Source organism: Allorhizobium paknamense (assembly GCF_030815125.1).
In the GTDB taxonomy this organism is placed as follows: Bacteria; Pseudomonadota; Alphaproteobacteria; order Rhizobiales; family Rhizobiaceae; genus Allorhizobium; species Allorhizobium paknamense.
Map to the genome: position 1 here is coordinate 64,427 of NZ_JAUSWH010000020.1, position 16,760 is coordinate 81,186.

A 16,760-nucleotide genomic window follows, 5' to 3' on the forward strand; every position below is an offset into this window, starting at 1 on the left:
GGCTCCCATATCTTGTGGTTTTCGGAATTATAATCAGTAGCGGTAGTGGTTCGACTTGAACGGACCAGCAGGCGCGACGCCAATGTAGGAGGCCTGCTCCTCGGAGAGTTCCGTAAGCTTCACGCCGAGCTTGGCGAGATGCAGGCGGGCAACCTTCTCGTCCAGATGCTTCGGCAGGATATAGACCTCGTTCTTGTAGGCGTCCGGCTTGGTGAACAGCTCGATCTGGGCCAGAACCTGGTTGGTGAAGGAGGCGCTCATCACGAAGGACGGATGGCCCGTGGCGTTGCCGAGGTTCAGCAGGCGGCCTTCCGACAGCAGGATCATGCGGTTGCCAGCGGGGAACTCGATCATGTCCACCTGCGGCTTGATGTTGGTCCATTTCAGGTTCTTGAGTGCGGCAACCTGAATTTCGTTGTCGAAGTGGCCGATATTGCCGACGATCGCCATGTCCTTCATCGCGCGCATATGCTCGATGCGGATGACGTCCTTGTTGCCGGTGGTGGTGATGAAGATGTCGGCGCTGGACACGACATCTTCCAGCTGAACCACTTCATAACCATCCATGGCGGCCTGGAGCGCGCAGATCGGGTCGATTTCGGTGACCTTCACGCGGGCGCCTGCGCCCTGAAGCGAGGCAGCGGACCCCTTGCCCACATCGCCATAGCCGCAGACCACGGCGACCTTGCCAGCCATCATCACGTCGGTCGCGCGGCGAATACCGTCCACCAGCGATTCCTTGCAGCCATACTTGTTGTCGAACTTCGACTTGGTGACGGAATCGTTGACGTTGATGGCCGGGAAGGGCAGCAGACCCTGCTTGGCCAATTGGTAGAGGCGGTTGACGCCGGTGGTGGTTTCTTCGGTCACGCCGCGAATGGCGTCACGCTGTTTGGTGAACCAGCCGGGGGTGGCGGCGAGGCGCTTCTTGATCTGGGCGAAAAGGATTTCCTCTTCTTCCGAATGCGGGTTGGACAGCACGTCCTCACCGGCTTCGGCGCGGGCGCCGAGCAGGATATACATGGTGGCGTCGCCGCCGTCGTCGAGGATCATGTTGGACAGGCCACCATCGGCCCACTGGAAGATGCGGTCGGTATAGTCCCAATATTCCGTCAGGCTCTCACCCTTGACGGCAAAGACCGGTGTGCCGGTGGCGGCGATGGCCGCGGCGGCATGATCCTGGGTGGAGAAGATGTTGCAGGAGGCCCAGCGAACGTCGGCGCCCAGAACCTTCAGCGTTTCGATCAGAACGGCGGTCTGGATCGTCATGTGCAGCGAACCGCTGATGCGCGCGCCCTTGAGGGGCTGTGCCTCGCCCAGTTCCGCGCGAACCGCCATCAGGCCCGGCATTTCGGTTTCGGCGATGTCGAGTTCCTTGCGGCCGTAATCAGCAAGGCCGATATCCGCAACGATGTAATCCTTGTCCGTGCTCATGATGTCTCCAAACAGCTGTGAAACGCCGCCACACATGCATGCTGCGGCACCAACTCCTGGAGCGCTTCAGCATTTCCCGGAAACACTGGAACGCTCCAAATCTTTGTTTTGCGCATTTCCAGACGGGAAAACCGGTTTCCACTTGTCTCGGGACAATGCTCCAACGCACGCAAAAGCGGCGTCCTCACCTCTGTCTAGCAGGGAAAGCCCAAGGAAGCAATAATCACATAAAGAGGTCTTTATATCTTTATGTTTCGACGTGGTTTACATTTCCTCGCCAAACTTGTCCGCCACCAGCGCTTCCAGCGCATTGATCGCGGCCTCAGCCTCTTCGCCGGTGGTGGAGACGAGAATGGTACAGCCGGGGCTGGCGGCCAGCATCATCAGCCCCATGATGGAGGTGCCGCCAACGGTGGTTCCGTCGCGTGTCACGGTCACGTCGGCGTTGAAAGCCTGGACGGTCTGCACGAATTTGGCCGAGGCACGGGCATGCAGGCCACGCTTGTTGACGATCAGCAGTTCGCGGGAAAAGGCGGTCATGATGGGGCTGGTCCTACTTGCCGCTCAGCACGCGGCTCGCCACGTTGATATATTTGCGGCCGGCCTCGGAGGCGCTGACCAGGGCCTTTTCCATGTCATTGTCGCCGCGCACGCCGGCAAGCTTGATGAGCATGGGCAGGTTCATGCCGGCAATGACCTCGATGCGTCCGGCGCTCATGGCCGAAATGGCGAGGTTGGACGGCGTTCCGCCAAACATATCCGTGAGAATGATGACGCCGCTGCCGTCATCGGCGCGTGCCACTGCATCCAGAATATCCTGCCGGCGTTGATCCATATCGTCTTCCGGGCCGATGCAGATCGTTTCAATGAATTTCTGCGGACCAACGACATGTTCCACGGCAGAATGAAATTCTTCAGCCAGCTTGCCATGGGTGACAAGCACAAGTCCGATCATTCGCTTATAGCTCCCTCATCAACTGCTGAGCGCCCCTTACCGCACCGCAAAGAGTTCGTCCACAGGGTGAACGGTATCCATGCCCAGCAAGTCCTGTTCACACTGCCGCAGGCGCATCTTTGCAAGGTCTTTGCCTTCGCAGCCGCACAACAGTGGGAAGGCCATCTTGGCGATGACACGCGGAAGTGCAAGCTTAAAATAGTCATGAGCATCTCAACAGGGCGCCAAGCCCAGCCGTTGGTCAACAATCATCAAATTTCCTATAACCCCCGGCACCAGTCTTATAACCGGCAGGTTAATCCCGGGCAGCAGTTGCAGCATTTCATCCTCCGGCGGCAGGCGTTCGGCCTTGCTCTCATCCGCGACGGGAAGGATCACCTGCCGCAAGACTGCGGAGGCAATGCTGGGCAGGCGGATCAGCCCGCTGAAACGCGCCTCCATCAGGCCCGCAATCGCCGGAGGGCGATGGGCTATGATCTTTCCCGCCCGCGCCTCAAGAAAAACCTGGTCATCGGCCACCAGAAAAGCCTGCCGTCCAGCCATGCGGGCGAGCGTCAAAAGCTCCAGCGCCAGCCGCGACTTGCCGCAGCCTGAGGGGCCGCTGATCAAAAGGCCGCAGCCATCGATTTCAATGACTGTTGCGTGATGATTGGGCAGGTCATTTTTCATGGGCGGAGGGATCGGCAGGCAGGCTGAGAATGAAGCGTGCGCCCAGCACCGTACCATCCTCTTCGCGCTTCATGTTCTCGGCGCGCAGCGAGCCGCCATGCGCTTCGGCAATCTGGCGGCTGATGGACAGGCCAAGGCCGGAATTCTGGCCGAAGCTCTCGCCTTCCGGGCGGTCGGTGTAAAAGCGCTCGAAAATCCGGTCGATGTCCTCGGCCTGAATGCCGGGGCCGTTGTCTTCCACCTGCACCACGCAGCGGGTGCGGGTGCGCGAAAGCTTGACCGTGATGCGGCCCTCACCCTCGGGCACGAAGGAGCGGGCATTTTCAATCAGATTGGTAACGATCTGGCCGATGCGCAAATCATGCCCATTGACGATGAAGCGGGATTTGCTGCCGGGCTTCTGATCGACCGTGAAGACGATCTCTGCTTTCCTCTTGCTGCCGCTGATCTGCCGGGAGATTTCCACCAGATTGGCCAGCACCACTTCCAGATCCACCGGCTTTGCATCGGAACGCGCCAGTTCCGCATCCAGGCGCGATGCATCGGAAATATCGCTGATCAGGCGATCGAGACGCCGCACATCATGCTGGATGATGTCGAGAAGCCGCTGCTTGGACGTGTCGGTCTTGGCCAGCGGCAGGGTTTCCACCGCACTTCTGAGCGAGGTCAGCGGATTTTTCAGCTCATGGCTGACATCGGCGGCAAAGCTTTCGATGGCGTCGATCCGGTCATAGAGCGCCGTCGTCATTTCGCGGAGCGCTACGGACAGATTGCCGATTTCATCCTGGCGGGCCGAGAAATCGGGAATTTCCTCCCGTTCCTTGGCGCCCCGCCTTACCCGGATCGCCGCTGCCGAAAGCCGCCGGAGCGGATTGGCGATGGTGGAGGACAAGAGCAGCGACAGGACGATATTGACCAGGGTCGCCACGCCGAAGACGCGCAGGATGGCGAGCCGTTCGGCATGCACGATCTTGTCGATATCGCCCGCCTGCGTGGACAGAAGCAGCACGCCCAAAACGGCACGGAAGCGCTGCACCGGCACCGCAACCGAGACGATCAACTCGCCCTGTTCCGTCACGCGCACCACCGCCCCGCGCACACCGGTCAGGGCGTTCATCACCTCGGGATAGATGGAGCCGTCGCCGCCGGGGGCTTCCTTGTAGAGTGGCACATTGCCCGGCTGCAGCAGCCGGTTGAACAACTTGCTGAACCAGTCGGCCCAACTGCTGTTTTCCGATTCGATGGGCGGCAGATCGTAGCGCAGCACCTGGCCGCGGGAATAAAGGTGGCGGGAATCCAGAAGCAGGTTGGCATCGGCATCGAAGAGCCGTGCCCGGGTGCGGGTGGGCGAAATCAGCCGCCTGAGCACCGGGGCCACACGCTCCGGCTTGATCGGAAAGTCCAGATCCTCGTCGTTCGGCACCGGGGTGATGCTTTGGCCCGCCTGTAGCTCCAGGAGCTTCTGCGGATCGATGGTGATGGAATTGGTATCCACCGAGGCGGAGGCCGAAATGGCCCCGGCAATGATCTCGCCCTGGGTGAGAAGGCTTTCGACGCGGGCATCGATCAGGCCCTCGCGGAACTGGTTGAGATACATGATGCCGCCGACCAGAACGATCAGCGCAGCCAGATTGAAGAACACGATGCGGCGGGTGAGGCTCGAGAACACCGCATTGCCGAAGATGCGGCGAATCAGCGTGAACGGATGGGTAAAGGAAATGCGCAGCGATGCTCGTGGAGCATCGCTTGCCTCCATATCCCTGTCCGCGTCCAGCCTCGCCAAGATCACCCTTTCACGCAGGCAGCCCGCTGCTCAGCGCCATACCCGATTCCCGGGCTTCTACTTGCAAAACCGGCTGCCTGGAAGGCTTGTTCTAAGCTTTGGCGGGCAGCCGATTGTCTCCGTCACATTCGATGGCAAAGCAGCAAAGATGCCGATGCATCCTCGCTCTGATATCAGGCTGTCTCGCGGAAACGGTAGCCGACACCGTAAAGGGTTTCGATCATGTCGAATTCCTGGTCGACCATCTTGAACTTCTTGCGCAGCCGCTTGATGTGGCTGTCGATGGTGCGGTCGTCGACATAGACCTGTTCGTCATAGGCGGCATCCATCAGCGCATCGCGGCTTTTCACCACGCCCGGACGCTGGGCCAGCGAATGCAGGATCAGGAATTCGGTGACCGTCAGGGTGACGGGGTCGCCCTTCCAGGTGCAGGTATGGCGTTCCTGGTCCATGACCAGTTGCCCGCGCTCGAGATTGCGCGCCTGAACTTCCTGTCCGGCCTTCGGGCCGGCACCCGCCGCCGTGAGATCGCGGGTGGCAGCGCGGCGCAGGATGGCGCGGACGCGCTCCACCAGCAGGCGCTGCGAAAACGGCTTGGTGATAAAATCGTCCGCACCCATTTTCAGGCCGAAGAGTTCATCGATTTCCTCGTCTTTCGAGGTCAGGAAGATCACGGGAAGATCGGACTTCTGGCGCAGGCGGCGCAGAAGCTCCATGCCGTCCATGCGCGGCATCTTGATGTCGAAAATGGCGAGATGCGGCGGGCGGGCCAGCAAGCCGTCCAGCGCCGAAGCTCCATCCGTATAGGTCTCGACTTTGTAGCCTTCTGCTTCAAGCGCAATCGATACCGAGGTCAGGATGTTCCGGTCGTCGTCAACCAGGGCAATTGTCTGCATGCCGTCTGTCTCCGTCAGGGGTGGCGAGAGGGCCGTTTTATGACCGCTCCACGCGTGGACTGCGTTCATGAGGGTAAAGGTGGAACAAATTGTGGCAAAGATAAAGAGTGGTTTACACCGCACCCTCTGTGCCTTGGCGGGGCAGCCTCGATCACAACCGTGGGAACGAAACGATTTAAAATCTGGCATATTAGTTTAAAACGATTAAATATATGAAATGATTATATTTTTTAGAAAAAACCCTCTTGCTTTTTTAAAATCGCACCTCTAGCGTCAGCCCTATCGACTCTCCCGTCCGGTTGAAAGGAAGTGCGTCATGGAGGAGCTTGGAGTGAAAAATCCTGGGGTCAGCGTGGAAGCTATCGGTCTCGGTCAGGCCGCCCGCGTCCATTATAACCTGCTTCCGAGTGCGCTTTACGAGCATGCCATTCGCCGGGGCGAGGCTGTTCTGACCGCCGATGGGGCGCTCTGCGCCGAAACCGGCCAGCATACGGGCCGTTCGCCGAAGGACAAATTCGTTGTCCGCGATCAAAACACCGACGACCAGATCTGGTGGGACAACAACAAGCCGCTTTCGGTCGAGCATTTCGACATTCTGCACAAGGACATGCTGGCGCATGCGGCCGGCAAGGAAATCTTCGTGCAGGATCTGATCGGCGGCGCCGATGAAGCCAATGCCCTGCCCACCCGCGTGGTGACGGAGCTTGCCTGGCATTCGCTGTTCATCCGCAATCTGCTGATTCGTCCCTCGCGGGAGGCGCTGGCCTCCTTCGTGCCGAGCTTCACGATTATCGACCTGCCGAGCTTCAAGGCCGATCCGGCCCGTCATGGTTGCCGCACCGAAACGGTGATTGCCTGCGATTTCACGCGCAAGATCGTGCTGATCGCCGGTACCTTCTATGCCGGTGAGATGAAGAAGTCGGTCTTCACGGCCCTCAACTACTTCCTGCCAGCCAAGAAAGTCATGCCGATGCACTGCTCGGCCAATGTCGGCCCGGCGGGTGATTCGGCGGTGTTCTTCGGCCTTTCCGGCACCGGCAAGACCACGCTGTCCGCCGATCCGTCGCGCACGCTGATCGGTGATGACGAGCATGGCTGGGGCGAAGACGGCATCTTCAACTTCGAAGGCGGCTGCTACGCCAAGACCATCCGCCTGTCGGCGGAGGCTGAGCCTGAAATCTATGCCACCACCAAGCGCTTCGGTACGGTGCTGGAAAATGTCGTGCTCGATGAAAACCGCGTGCCGGATTTCAACGATGGCTCGAAGACGGAAAACACCCGTTGCGCCTATCCGCTGAACTTCATTCCGAATGCCTCGGACACCGGGCGCGCGCCGCATCCGAAGACCATCATCATGCTGACCGCCGATGCCTTCGGCGTAATGCCGCCGATTGCCAAGCTGACGCCTGAACAGGCCATGTACCACTTCCTGTCCGGTTACACCGCCAAGGTGGCCGGTACGGAGCGTGGAGTGACCGAGCCGGAAGCAACCTTCTCCACCTGCTTCGGCGCACCCTTCATGCCGCGTCATCCGGCGGAATACGGCAATCTGCTGAAAGAGCTGATCGCCAAGCACAATGTCGATTGCTGGCTGGTGAACACCGGCTGGACGGGCGGCGCCTATGGCGTGGGTCACCGCATGCCGATCAAGGCAACCCGCGCTCTGCTGACGGCGGCTCTGTCCGGGGAGTTGAAAAAGGCGGAATTCCGCACCGATGCGAATTTCGGCTTTGCTGTTCCGGTGGCTGTCGAAGGTGTGGATACGAAAATCCTCGACCCGCGCTCCACCTGGGCAAACGGCACGGATTACGATGCACAGGCCAAGAAACTGGTGGGCATGTTCATCGCCAATTTCGAAAAATTCGAAGCGCATGTGGACAGCAATGTCCGCGACGCAGCTCCGGTTCTGGCCGTCGCTGCCGAATAAACTCTGAGGGAGAGAGGAGTGTTCAGCACTGGGGTTGCTGCAAAATCTGCGGTGACGACAGACTGAATGTTTCACGTGAGACGAAAATCCGGCGATAATCTCGCCGGATTTTCTGTTTTGACCCGTCTTTGACACGGGCGGAGTCTTGAGGAGTGCGAAAAGCAGCTTTCTCTTTTTTCTTGCAGACTCTATGAAGCGCTGTAAAGCACGTTGCGGCTTATCAGCCTCATGCAACGTGCTTTACATTCTTGTTTTAACGCATGTCGTTATCGCAAAACCGCTGCACACTTTTGCGCGACATGCTGTAACTCTTTGTTCTGACGCATTTCCGGACGGAAAACCGGAGTCCATTTTTCCTGAAAACATCCTATGGCCAGCGAACCGCTCACGATCAATGACAGAATTACCCTCGCCGGTTGGGAACTGACCGAGCAATTCGTGCTGGCCGGAGGCCCGGGCGGACAGAATGTCAACAAGGTCTCGACGGCGGTGCAGTTGTTCTTTGCATTGACCAGTTCTCCCAACCTTCCGGACCGGGTGAAGGCCAATGCCATCCGGCTGGCGGGCCGCAGGCTCTCCAAGGAGGGCGTGCTGATGATTGAGGCCAGCCGTTTTCGCAGCCAGGACCGCAATCGCGAGGATGCGCGGGAGAGACTGAAGGAGCTGATCCTCGAAGCGGCAAAGCCGCCGCCACCGCCGCGCCGCAAGACCAAGCCTACCAAGGGCTCGATCGAGCGGCGTCTCAAGGAAAAGACGGGCCGCGGCGAAATCAAGAAAATGCGGAGCAAGCCGGGGCAGGATTGAATTCCCCCGGCGCCATGGCCGTTTCTATATCAGACTGAAAACCCGGATCAGCACTTTCGGTTGCGGCTGCATGCTGATCAGTGTGCCGACGAATACCCGTCGGTTCAACCAGTCATGCGGGCCGGTTGGTGCTGTCAGTTCGATCTGGGAAAAGGCATAGCGGGGGCCATCCTTCGGAGCGTCGATCAGCACCTTGTTGTGGACGGTGATGATCGCGCCGTCATCCGTCTGGAGCTCATAAAGCGCATCCAGCTGCCGGATGCCGTCCTTGCGCAGCAATTGCCGGTCGGCCCCGCCCGGCAGCACTTTGCCCTTGATCCGGGGGCCTGCGAACTCACCGCCGGTGATGTTGATCATGCGCCGGTCGCCGAGCGGCGAGGGGCCGATCTCAAGCGGCGCTTGCAGGTTGCAGATCGCCTCATAGACGAACTCCGTCTGCGGCAGCACGATCGGCACATCGGACAGCGGACCGCCTTGCGCCGAGGCTGCCTTGACCGGAGACACGGTGCCGGATGCCAAGGCCAATCCTGTCGCTGCAAGCCCCGTCGATGCCATGCCTAGAAATGCCCGCCTGCCTGCGGGCTGCTCTTTCAAATCCATGGGTTTCCTCCTCCCTTGGTATGGATAATGTCAAAAACCGGCTCTCCTCCAGCCGTTTCCGTCTCGAAAATGATTTATAGTTTTCTCAGAGCCACCTGCTCTATCAGGTGGTTTTCCCCCTTGCGCAGGATGAGGTCGGCGCGGGGGCGGGTGGGAAGAATGTTTTCCCGCAAATTGATGAGATTGATATTGGCCCAGAGTCCCTCGGCAATGGTCAGGGCTTCCGTCTCGCTGATCGATGCATAGCGGTGGAAGTAGGAATTCGGGTCGCGGAAAGCTGTCTGGCGAAGCTTCATGAAGCGCTTCACATACCAGTTGTGAATGAGCGTTTCATCCGCATCGATATAAATCGAAAAGTCGAAGAAATCCGAGACCATCGGCACGATCTTGCCATCGCGCGGCAGATCACGGGATTGCAGCACGTTGATCCCCTCGAAGATCAGAATGTCGGGCCGGTCGATGATGCGATGCTCGTCCGGCAACACGTCATAGGTAAGGTGCGAATAGAGAGGGGCCTTCACATTCGGCTGCCCGGCCTTGATGGCGGAGAGAAAGCGCAGCAGCGAGCCGGTATTGTAGCTTTCGGGGAAGCCCTTGCGATGCAGGCGGTTTTCCCGGATCAGTTCGGCATTCGGATAGAGAAAACCATCTGTGGTGACGAGGTCGACCTTGGGACTCGACGGCCAGCGCGCCAGCAATTCCTTCAATATACGGGCGGTGGTGGATTTGCCGACGGCGACAGATCCGGCAATGCCGATAATGAAGGGTGTCTTCTCGACATTGGTGCTGAGAAAGCGGTTGCGCTGCTTGGACAGAAGCTGCGAGGATTCCACATGCGCCGACAGAAGCCGCGACAGCGACAGATAGATGCGCCGCACTTCGGCGAGGTCGATCGGGTCGTCCAGCGAGCGCAGCCGGTGCACCTCGTCCAGCGTCAGGGTCAGCGGCGTATCGGCCCGAAAATGCGCCCATTCTTCCGAGGAAAAGAACAGGTAGGGCGAGTAGCTTCCCGCCTGAAAATGATCAAGGCTCTCCTCCACCTCGAATTCCTTGATCGCTGTCGTCATGGGCCCTGCCGGCTTGCCTTTTCGCTCAAGCCCGATTGGCCCGTGCGTCGTTGTAGCTCTTCCATCACCGCTTCTAACGGTATGTCTGCAATTTTCAATACGACCATGAGGTGATAGAGCAGGTCGGCGCTTTCATAGATCAGATTGGCGCGGTCGTTCTTCACCGCCGCCATCACGGCTTCGATAGCCTCTTCGCCCAGTTTCTTGGCGGCCTTGTCCTGCCCGGCGGCGACGAGCTTTGCCGTCCAGCTTTCTTCCGGCGCGGCCTTGGCGCGGGTGGCGACGATCCGTTCGAGATCGCTCAGCGTGAATGTGCTCATCCTGCCGCCCTCACGCCTGATCCTGCCGCATGGCAATGCCATGTCCGGCCATATAGGCCTTGGCTTCGCCAATCGAATAGGTGCCGAAGTGGAAGATGGACGCGGCGAGAACCGCCGTGGCATGGCCTTCCTTCACGCCATCCACCAGATGATCCAGCGTGCCGACGCCACCTGAGGCAATCACCGGCACACGCACGGCATCGGCGATGGTGCGGGTCAGCTTCAGGTCGTAGCCGCTCTTGGTGCCGTCGCGGTCCATCGAAGTGACAAGCAGCTCGCCCGCGCCGCGCTCCACCATGCGAATGGCGAAATCCACCGCATCGATGCCTGTGGGCTGGCGGCCGCCATGGGTGAAAATTTCCCAGCGCTCCGTTTCTCCTTGGCCCGATACCTTCTTGGCGTCGATGGAGACGACGATGCACTGGTTGCCGAACTTGTCCGCGGCCTCGGCCACGAAATCCGGGTTCTTCACGGCAGCGGAGTTGATCGAGACCTTGTCTGCCCCGCAGAGCAGCAGCTTGCGGATATCGGAGACGGCACGCACGCCGCCACCCACCGTGACCGGCATGAAGCAATGGTCCGCGGTGCGGGCCACCACGTCGAAAATCGTATCGCGATTATCGGAGGAGGCAGTGATGTCGAGAAAGCAAAGCTCGTCTGCCCCGGCGGCATCATAGGCCTTCGCGGCCTCTACGGGATCGCCGGCATCGATGAGATCAACGAAATTGACGCCCTTGACCACGCGGCCATCCTTAACGTCCAAACACGGGATAATGCGTGCCTTCAAACTCATTGCGCGGCTTCCTTGATCAGCGCCAGGGCCTCTTTCGGGTCAATGCGGCCATCATACAGAGCGCGGCCGGAAATCGCACCTTCCAGCTTGCGAGCATCCGGCTGCAGCATCCGGTGAATATCCCGTATGGACGCGAGACCTCCGGAGGCGATCACCGGAATGGAAACGGCTGCTGCTAGTTCCAGCGTGTTCTCCCAGTTGATCCCGGTCAGAATGCCGTCACGGTCGATATCGGTGTAGATGATGGCGGCAACGCCTGCGCCTTCGAATTTCTTCGCAAGTTCGATCACGCCCAGCTCCGAGGCTTCCGCCCAGCCTTCCACGGCCACCTTGCCGCCCTTGGCATCGATGCCGACGGCGACCTTGCCGGGAAACAGCTTGCAGGCCTCGATGACCAGCGCCGGATCGCGCACCGCCACGGTGCCGAGAATGACGCGGGAAAGCCCGCGCCTCAGCCAGCTTTCGATATGCGCCAGCGTGCGGATGCCACCGCCGAGCTGCACCGGGTTCTTCGTGGCCTTCAAAATGGCATCCACCGCCGCGCCATTGACGCTTTCACCGGCGAAGGCGCCGTTGAGATCCACCACATGCAGCCATTCGAAGCCCTGATCTTCAAAGGCTTTGGCCTGGGCGGCGGGGTCTGGATTATAGACAGTGGCCTGGTCCATATCGCCAAGCTTGAGGCGAACGCACTGGCCGTCTTTCAGATCGATAGCCGGAAAAAGAATCATGGGAATGGTCCGTAAAATCAGGGCGCCCAGCGCAGGAAATTGCTGATGAGGCGCAGGCCGAGGGTCTGGCTCTTCTCCGGGTGGAATTGCGCGCCCGCCATATTGTCCCGTCCGACAAAAGCAGTCATGGCGCCGCCGTAATCGGTGGTGGCGATCACCTCTTCCGGCTTTTGAGCGGCCAGATGGTAGGAATGCACGAAATAGGCGTGCAGTCCGTCAGGGCCGGTGGGGATGCCGTCAAACAGCGGGTGAGGCTGGTGCAGGGCGAGCGTGTTCCAGCCGATCTGCGGGATCTTCAGCGTGGGATCGGCGGGCGTCATTTCCGTCACATCGCCGGCAATCCACCCAAGCCCCTGCGTCACCGTCTTTTCCAGCCCGCGAGAGGACATGAGCTGCATGCCGACGCAGATGCCGAGGAAGGGGCGGCCCTTGGTGGTGACCGCTTCGCTCAAAGCGTCCTGCATACCGGGCACGGAGTCCAGGCCGCGCTTACAATCGGCATAGGCGCCGACACCCGGCAGCACGATGCGGTCGGCGGAGGCGACGCGCTCGGCCTTGTCGGTCAGGTCGATTTCGGCATCGAGGCCCAGTTCCCGGGCGGCGCGCTCGAAGGCTTTGGTGGCGGAGCGCAGATTGCCCGAGCCATAGTCGATAATTGCTACACGCATGGTCGTCTCAACTCTCAAAGAGTACCCTTGGTGGAGGGGATGCGGCCAGCCTGGCGCGGATCGATTTCCAGCGCCGTGCGCAGCACCCGTGCCACCGCCTTGAAGCAGGTTTCGGCGATATGGTGGTTGTTTGCGCCATAGTGGTTGAGAATATGCAGCGTGATCCCGGCATTCTGCGCCAGTGCCTGGAAGAATTCCCGCACCAGTTCGGTATCGAATGTCCCGATTTTCGGCGCTGAGAACGTGACGTTCCAGACGAGGAAGGGACGGCCCGACACATCGACGGCGGCCTTGGTCATGGTTTCGTCCATGGCAAGGTCGAGCGAGGCATAGCGCATGATGCCGCGCCGCTCTCCAAGCGCCTTCGAAATGGCCTGACCGATGGCAATGCCGGTGTCTTCCACCGTGTGGTGGTCATCGATATGCAGATCGCCCTTCACGTCGATTTCCATGTCGATCAGGGAATGTCGGGAAAGCTGCTCCAGCATATGGTCGAAAAAGCCCACGCCGGTCGAGATCTTCGAGGTACCGGTGCCGTCGAGATGGACGGAGACGGAAACCGAGGTCTCGTTGGTCTTGCGGACAACATTTGCTGTGCGGCTTTCAGCCATCGTCTACTCCTTGCAAGGTCTGCTGCTCCTTATCAGGCGCACCGGCAAATATCCAGCAATCCTTGTGAGGGCGCGCCGCGTTTGCATTTGTGCCAAGGCCACTTACATAGGAGCCAACAGGAGGAGCCCATCGTCTGTGCCTCGGGCTCCGCAACGAATGGACGGATCATGAGCGAACACAATCCCTATGGAACCATGCACGGCACGACCATCATCACGGTCCGCAAGGGCGGCAAGGTGGTGATCGCCGGTGACGGGCAGGTGAGCCTTGGCCAGACGGTGATGAAGGGCAATGCCCGCAAGGTGCGCCGTATCGGCAAGGGCGAGGTTATTGCCGGTTTTGCCGGTGCAACGGCGGATGCCTTCACGCTGCTGGAGCGGTTGGAGCGCAAGCTGGAGCAATATCCCGGCCAATTGATGCGCGCCGCCGTCGAACTCGCCAAGGACTGGCGCACCGACAAATATCTGCGCAATCTCGAAGCCATGATGCTGGTGGCCGACAAGACCGTGACGCTGGCCATCACCGGCAATGGCGACGTGCTGGAACCCGAACATGGCACCATCGCCATCGGTTCCGGCGGCAATTATGCTCTCGCGGCGGCGCTTGCGCTGATGGATACCGATCAATCTGCGGAAGAGATTGCCCGCAAGGCGATGAAAATCGCCGGTGACATCTGCGTCTACACCAATCACAGCGTCCTCGTCGAAACGCTCGATGCCGACGCCTGACCCCTTTCTTTCTCCCAGGACATATTCCCTATGACGACTTTTTCTCCCCGCGAAATCGTTTCGGAACTGGACCGCTACATCATCGGCCAGAATGACGCCAAGCGCGCCGTGGCGATTGCGCTGCGTAACCGCTGGCGCCGCCAGCAGCTGGATGAAAGCCTGCGTGACGAGGTGATGCCGAAGAACATCCTGATGATCGGCCCGACCGGCGTCGGCAAGACGGAAATCTCCCGCCGTCTCGCCAAGCTGGCGGGCGCGCCCTTTATCAAGGTGGAAGCCACCAAATTCACCGAGGTCGGCTATGTCGGCCGTGATGTCGAGCAGATCATCCGCGATCTCGTGGAAGTGGGCATCGGCCTGGTGCGCGAAAAGAAGCGGCAGGAGGTGCAGGCCAAGGCCCATGCCGGTGCCGAAGAGCGCGTGCTGGATGCGCTGGTCGGCGCGACGGCCTCTCCCGCCACCCGCGACAGTTTTCGCAAGAAGCTGCGCGCCGGTGAAATGGACGACAAGGAAATCGAGATTGAAGTGGCCGATAGCGGCAATGGCATGTCCGGCTTTGAAATTCCTGGCATGCCGGGAGCCAATGTCGGCATTCTCAACCTCTCCGACATGTTCGGCAAGGCCATGGGCGGGCGCACCAAGAAGGTGCGCACCACGGTGAAAGCCTCCTATGACGACCTGATCCGCGACGAATCCGACAAACTGATCGACAACGAGGTCATCCAGCGTGAGGCCGTGCGTTCGGTCGAAAATGACGGCATCGTCTTTCTGGACGAGATCGACAAGATCGCCGCGCGCGATGGCGGGCTGGGGGCAGGCGTTTCCCGCGAAGGCGTGCAGCGCGACCTGCTGCCGCTGGTGGAGGGGACGACGGTGGCGACGAAATACGGGCCGGTGAAGACCGACCATATTCTCTTCATTGCCTCCGGCGCATTCCATGTCGCCAAGCCTTCCGATCTTCTGCCGGAGCTTCAGGGCCGTCTGCCGATCCGCGTGGAATTGAAGCCGCTCTCCAAGGAGGATTTCCGCCGCATTCTGACAGAAACCGAAGCCAGCCTCATTCGCCAGTACAGGGCGCTGATGGCAACGGAAGCGCTGGATCTGGACTTCACCGAGGACGCCATCGACGCGCTGGCCGATGTGGCGGTCAAGCTCAATTCTTCTGTCGAGAATATCGGAGCCCGCCGCCTGCAAACCGTGATGGAGCGGGTGCTGGACGAGATTTCCTTCAATGCGCCGGATCGCGGCGGGGCGAAGGTGACGATTGATTCGGCCTATGTCCATGAGCATGTCGGCGAGATTGCCGCCGATGCGGACCTCTCGCGCTACATCCTGTAGGAGGATGATTTGTTAGAGCGCTTTTCGATCTGATTGAATCAGATCGTCGCTCTAACATTTTATTTTTGAAGCATAATCTTGTCGATCCTCGTTTCACTCCGGTCGGATTATGCTCTAAAAAATGAGTTAAGGCGGTGTTTTTCCGCCTTAACTCGGCCATGAAGGGCGGCAGGAGTCGACGCACTCGACTTTCTTCGATAAGAGGGCCGCTGTCTCGGCTGGCAGGAATTTGCGTTTTCCGCCGGTCGGGCTGGGCACCTTCAAGGATTAGGCATGCTGCGTCGCTTCATTCTGGCCGTTTTCGTTTCCGCTGCCTGCGCGGGCTCAGCCCTCGCTGCCGATATCCGGGTGGTACCGCCCGGCAACCGCAATGCCGAGCAGCCCGCCATTCCCGGCGCGTCCAAGCAGCGCACGCGGGAAACCAAAAGCACTTTTGATGCCAAATATGAAAAGATCCGCGATCTCCTGTCGCGCGACAAGCAGTTGATCGCCAAGATCAAGAAAACGTCCGGCCAATACGGCATCGACCCCATTCACATGATCGGGGCGCTGGTGGGCGAGCATACCTATAACGTCGATGCCTATGACACGTTGCAGACTTACTATGTGAAGGCGGCATCCTATGCCGGTCATTCCTTCCGCTTCGCTTATGATGGCGAGGCGATCGACGATTTCGTCGCCCGTCCGCAATTTGCCGACTGCAACAAGTTCAGCGACAGCTATCGCCTGTGGAGCTGCCGGGAAAATGTCTGGGAAGATGATTTTCGCGGCAAGAAGGTCGATGGCCGAAAATATCCCGATAATCGCTTCAGCGCCGTCTTCTTCCAGCCCTTTTATGCCGGTCAAACCTTCGGACTGGGCCAGATCAACCCGCTGACTGCGCTGATGCTGACCGATATGGTGCATGAAACCTCGGGCTATCCGAAGCTCGATGAAAAGGATGCCGGCAGCGTCTACAAGGCGATCATGGATCCGGATATCTCGCTATCCTACATGGCCGCCATCATTCGCCGCTCCATCGACGACTACAAGGAGATCGCCGGTGTGGACATTTCGAAAAATCCGGGCCTGACGGCCACGCTGTTCAATGTCGGAAATTCGACCGGACGCGCCAGAGCTTTGGCCCGGCGCAATGCTGGCGGTGGCAATGCCTGGCCGGAAGAAAATTATTATGGCTGGCTGGTCAACGACAAGCTCGATGAGCTGAAGTCGCTTCTGTAAGGCGGCGCTGTTCACGATCTTCCCGGAGCGTTCACGCCATGACGCAATTCCCGTTGACAGACGCCTGAAACCATTGATGTTATAATTTTAGTGTATTCGCGTAAAAGCTGTGGCTTGTGCTAGGGTCAAAACTCAATCAGGATGGGTGTTCTGTTGAACGGGATGGGATTGAATGGCCGCGAACAAGCGCAAGGCAAGGCCCTGAGGCCTTGTC

The 16,760-nt window shown here is 59.6% G+C and carries 18 protein-coding genes; 5 read left to right on the forward strand and 13 right to left on the reverse strand.

Translation table 11 applies throughout. The annotated features are described in order from the left end of the window. Positions 1 to 33: 33 nt before the first annotated feature. From ahcY to QO005_RS21560, 6 genes are all read right to left on the reverse strand, one after another. A complete protein-coding gene (gene ahcY, locus QO005_RS21535; protein ID WP_307160073.1) occupies positions 34 to 1,434 on the reverse strand; it encodes an adenosylhomocysteinase in 1,401 nt (466 codons plus the stop codon). A 264-nt stretch (positions 1,435 to 1,698) separates the two neighbouring features. Beyond that, positions 1,699 to 1,974, reverse strand: a complete 276-nt coding sequence (locus QO005_RS21540) for an HPr family phosphocarrier protein (RefSeq protein WP_307160074.1) — start codon at positions 1,972 to 1,974, stop codon at positions 1,699 to 1,701. Between the two features lie 13 nt (positions 1,975 to 1,987). After that, positions 1,988 to 2,389, reverse strand: a complete 402-nt coding sequence (locus QO005_RS21545) for a PTS sugar transporter subunit IIA (RefSeq protein ID WP_307160075.1) — start codon at positions 2,387 to 2,389, stop codon at positions 1,988 to 1,990. 213 nt (positions 2,390 to 2,602) lie between these two features. Next, positions 2,603 to 3,058 (reverse strand): HPr kinase/phosphorylase, encoded by a 456-nt coding sequence (locus tag QO005_RS21550; protein WP_307160076.1) that lies wholly within the window; start codon positions 3,056 to 3,058, stop codon positions 2,603 to 2,605. Next, positions 3,048 to 4,814 carry a sensor histidine kinase gene (locus QO005_RS21555; RefSeq protein ID WP_307160077.1) on the reverse strand — a complete coding sequence of 589 codons (1,767 nt, stop codon included), beginning with the start codon at positions 4,812 to 4,814 and terminating at the stop codon, positions 3,048 to 3,050. Before QO005_RS21555 ends, QO005_RS21550 begins: the two co-directional genes overlap by 11 nt. Before the next feature lie 200 nt (positions 4,815 to 5,014). After that, positions 5,015 to 5,737, reverse strand: coding sequence for a response regulator transcription factor (locus QO005_RS21560; RefSeq protein ID WP_307160078.1), 723 nt, complete (start codon positions 5,735 to 5,737; stop codon positions 5,015 to 5,017). A gap of 316 nt (positions 5,738 to 6,053) precedes the next feature. Between QO005_RS21560 and QO005_RS21565 the strand changes: the two genes are divergently transcribed. Both QO005_RS21565 and arfB read left to right on the forward strand, forming a co-directional pair. After that, complete coding sequence (locus QO005_RS21565; protein WP_307160079.1) at positions 6,054 to 7,664, forward strand: phosphoenolpyruvate carboxykinase; 1,611 nt, start codon at positions 6,054 to 6,056, stop codon at positions 7,662 to 7,664. 369 nt (positions 7,665 to 8,033) lie between these two features. Beyond that, on the forward strand, positions 8,034 to 8,468 hold the full coding sequence (gene arfB, locus QO005_RS21570) for an alternative ribosome rescue aminoacyl-tRNA hydrolase ArfB (RefSeq protein WP_307160080.1): 435 nt from the start codon (positions 8,034 to 8,036) through the stop codon (positions 8,466 to 8,468). Positions 8,469 to 8,492: 24 nt separating this feature from the next. Here arfB and QO005_RS21575 read toward each other — a convergent pair whose 3' ends face one another. The 7 genes from QO005_RS21575 to hisB form a co-directional block, all read right to left on the reverse strand. Further along, complete coding sequence (locus QO005_RS21575) at positions 8,493 to 9,068, reverse strand: DUF3237 domain-containing protein (protein ID WP_307160081.1); 576 nt, start codon at positions 9,066 to 9,068, stop codon at positions 8,493 to 8,495. A gap of 74 nt (positions 9,069 to 9,142) precedes the next feature. Then, positions 9,143 to 10,135, reverse strand: coding sequence for a type I pantothenate kinase (coaA, locus tag QO005_RS21580; protein WP_307160082.1), 993 nt, complete (start codon positions 10,133 to 10,135; stop codon positions 9,143 to 9,145). Further along, positions 10,132 to 10,455 (reverse strand): phosphoribosyl-ATP diphosphatase, encoded by a 324-nt coding sequence (locus tag QO005_RS21585; protein ID WP_307160083.1) that lies wholly within the window; start codon positions 10,453 to 10,455, stop codon positions 10,132 to 10,134. Before QO005_RS21585 ends, coaA begins: the two co-directional genes overlap by 4 nt. 10 nt (positions 10,456 to 10,465) lie before the next feature. After that, the gene (gene hisF / locus QO005_RS21590; protein ID WP_307160084.1) at positions 10,466 to 11,248 is read right to left on the reverse strand and encodes an imidazole glycerol phosphate synthase subunit HisF; all 783 of its coding nucleotides are present in this window, start codon (positions 11,246 to 11,248) and stop codon (positions 10,466 to 10,468) included. After that, entirely contained in the window at positions 11,245 to 11,979 is a 735-nt protein-coding gene (gene hisA / locus QO005_RS21595) for a 1-(5-phosphoribosyl)-5-[(5-phosphoribosylamino)methylideneamino]imidazole-4-carboxamide isomerase (RefSeq protein WP_307160085.1), read from the reverse strand. Before hisA ends, hisF begins: the two co-directional genes overlap by 4 nt. Positions 11,980 to 11,996: 17 nt before the next feature. Then, complete coding sequence (gene hisH / locus QO005_RS21600) at positions 11,997 to 12,647, reverse strand: imidazole glycerol phosphate synthase subunit HisH (RefSeq protein ID WP_307160086.1); 651 nt, start codon at positions 12,645 to 12,647, stop codon at positions 11,997 to 11,999. Positions 12,648 to 12,661: 14 nt separating this feature from the next. Next, a complete protein-coding gene (gene hisB, locus QO005_RS21605; protein WP_307160087.1) occupies positions 12,662 to 13,258 on the reverse strand; it encodes an imidazoleglycerol-phosphate dehydratase HisB in 597 nt (198 codons plus the stop codon). A 168-nt stretch (positions 13,259 to 13,426) separates the two neighbouring features. Between hisB and hslV the strand changes: the two genes are divergently transcribed. The 3 genes from hslV (at position 13,427) to QO005_RS21620 (ending at position 16,546) form a co-directional block, all read left to right on the forward strand. After that, positions 13,427 to 13,987 carry an ATP-dependent protease subunit HslV gene (hslV, locus tag QO005_RS21610; RefSeq protein ID WP_307160088.1) on the forward strand — a complete coding sequence of 187 codons (561 nt, stop codon included), beginning with the start codon at positions 13,427 to 13,429 and terminating at the stop codon, positions 13,985 to 13,987. A gap of 30 nt (positions 13,988 to 14,017) precedes the next feature. Beyond that, positions 14,018 to 15,325 carry an ATP-dependent protease ATPase subunit HslU gene (gene hslU / locus QO005_RS21615; RefSeq protein ID WP_307160089.1) on the forward strand — a complete coding sequence of 436 codons (1,308 nt, stop codon included), beginning with the start codon at positions 14,018 to 14,020 and terminating at the stop codon, positions 15,323 to 15,325. 276 nt (positions 15,326 to 15,601) lie between these two features. Next, positions 15,602 to 16,546 (forward strand): DUF1402 family protein, encoded by a 945-nt coding sequence (locus tag QO005_RS21620; RefSeq protein ID WP_307160095.1) that lies wholly within the window; start codon positions 15,602 to 15,604, stop codon positions 16,544 to 16,546. Positions 16,547 to 16,760: the final 214 nt, after the last annotated feature.

What these genes read in the sequence shown, in the direction of transcription:
- hisB (WP_307160087.1), bottom strand. Translation starts at nt 13,258, where the DNA reads ATGGCTGAAAGCCGCACAGCAAATGTTGTCCGCAAGACCAACGAGACC.
- QO005_RS21565 (WP_307160079.1), top strand. Translation starts at nt 6,054, where the DNA reads ATGGAGGAGCTTGGAGTGAAAAATCCTGGGGTCAGCGTGGAAGCTATC.
- hisA (WP_307160085.1), bottom strand. Translation starts at nt 11,979, where the DNA reads ATGATTCTTTTTCCGGCTATCGATCTGAAAGACGGCCAGTGCGTTCGC.
- QO005_RS21550 (WP_307160076.1), bottom strand. Translation starts at nt 3,058, where the DNA reads ATGAAAAATGACCTGCCCAATCATCACGCAACAGTCATTGAAATCGAT.
- QO005_RS21585 (WP_307160083.1), bottom strand. Translation starts at nt 10,455, where the DNA reads ATGAGCACATTCACGCTGAGCGATCTCGAACGGATCGTCGCCACCCGC.
- coaA (WP_307160082.1), bottom strand. Translation starts at nt 10,135, where the DNA reads ATGACGACAGCGATCAAGGAATTCGAGGTGGAGGAGAGCCTTGATCAT.
- hslV (WP_307160088.1), top strand. Translation starts at nt 13,427, where the DNA reads ATGAGCGAACACAATCCCTATGGAACCATGCACGGCACGACCATCATC.
- hslU (WP_307160089.1), top strand. Translation starts at nt 14,018, where the DNA reads ATGACGACTTTTTCTCCCCGCGAAATCGTTTCGGAACTGGACCGCTAC.
- hisF (WP_307160084.1), bottom strand. Translation starts at nt 11,248, where the DNA reads ATGAGTTTGAAGGCACGCATTATCCCGTGTTTGGACGTTAAGGATGGC.
- QO005_RS21540 (WP_307160074.1), bottom strand. Translation starts at nt 1,974, where the DNA reads ATGACCGCCTTTTCCCGCGAACTGCTGATCGTCAACAAGCGTGGCCTG.
- QO005_RS21575 (WP_307160081.1), bottom strand. Translation starts at nt 9,068, where the DNA reads ATGGATTTGAAAGAGCAGCCCGCAGGCAGGCGGGCATTTCTAGGCATG.
- QO005_RS21560 (WP_307160078.1), bottom strand. Translation starts at nt 5,737, where the DNA reads ATGCAGACAATTGCCCTGGTTGACGACGACCGGAACATCCTGACCTCG.
- arfB (WP_307160080.1), top strand. Translation starts at nt 8,034, where the DNA reads ATGGCCAGCGAACCGCTCACGATCAATGACAGAATTACCCTCGCCGGT.
- QO005_RS21555 (WP_307160077.1), bottom strand. Translation starts at nt 4,814, where the DNA reads ATGGAGGCAAGCGATGCTCCACGAGCATCGCTGCGCATTTCCTTTACC.
- QO005_RS21545 (WP_307160075.1), bottom strand. Translation starts at nt 2,389, where the DNA reads ATGATCGGACTTGTGCTTGTCACCCATGGCAAGCTGGCTGAAGAATTT.
- hisH (WP_307160086.1), bottom strand. Translation starts at nt 12,647, where the DNA reads ATGCGTGTAGCAATTATCGACTATGGCTCGGGCAATCTGCGCTCCGCC.
- ahcY (WP_307160073.1), bottom strand. Translation starts at nt 1,434, where the DNA reads ATGAGCACGGACAAGGATTACATCGTTGCGGATATCGGCCTTGCTGAT.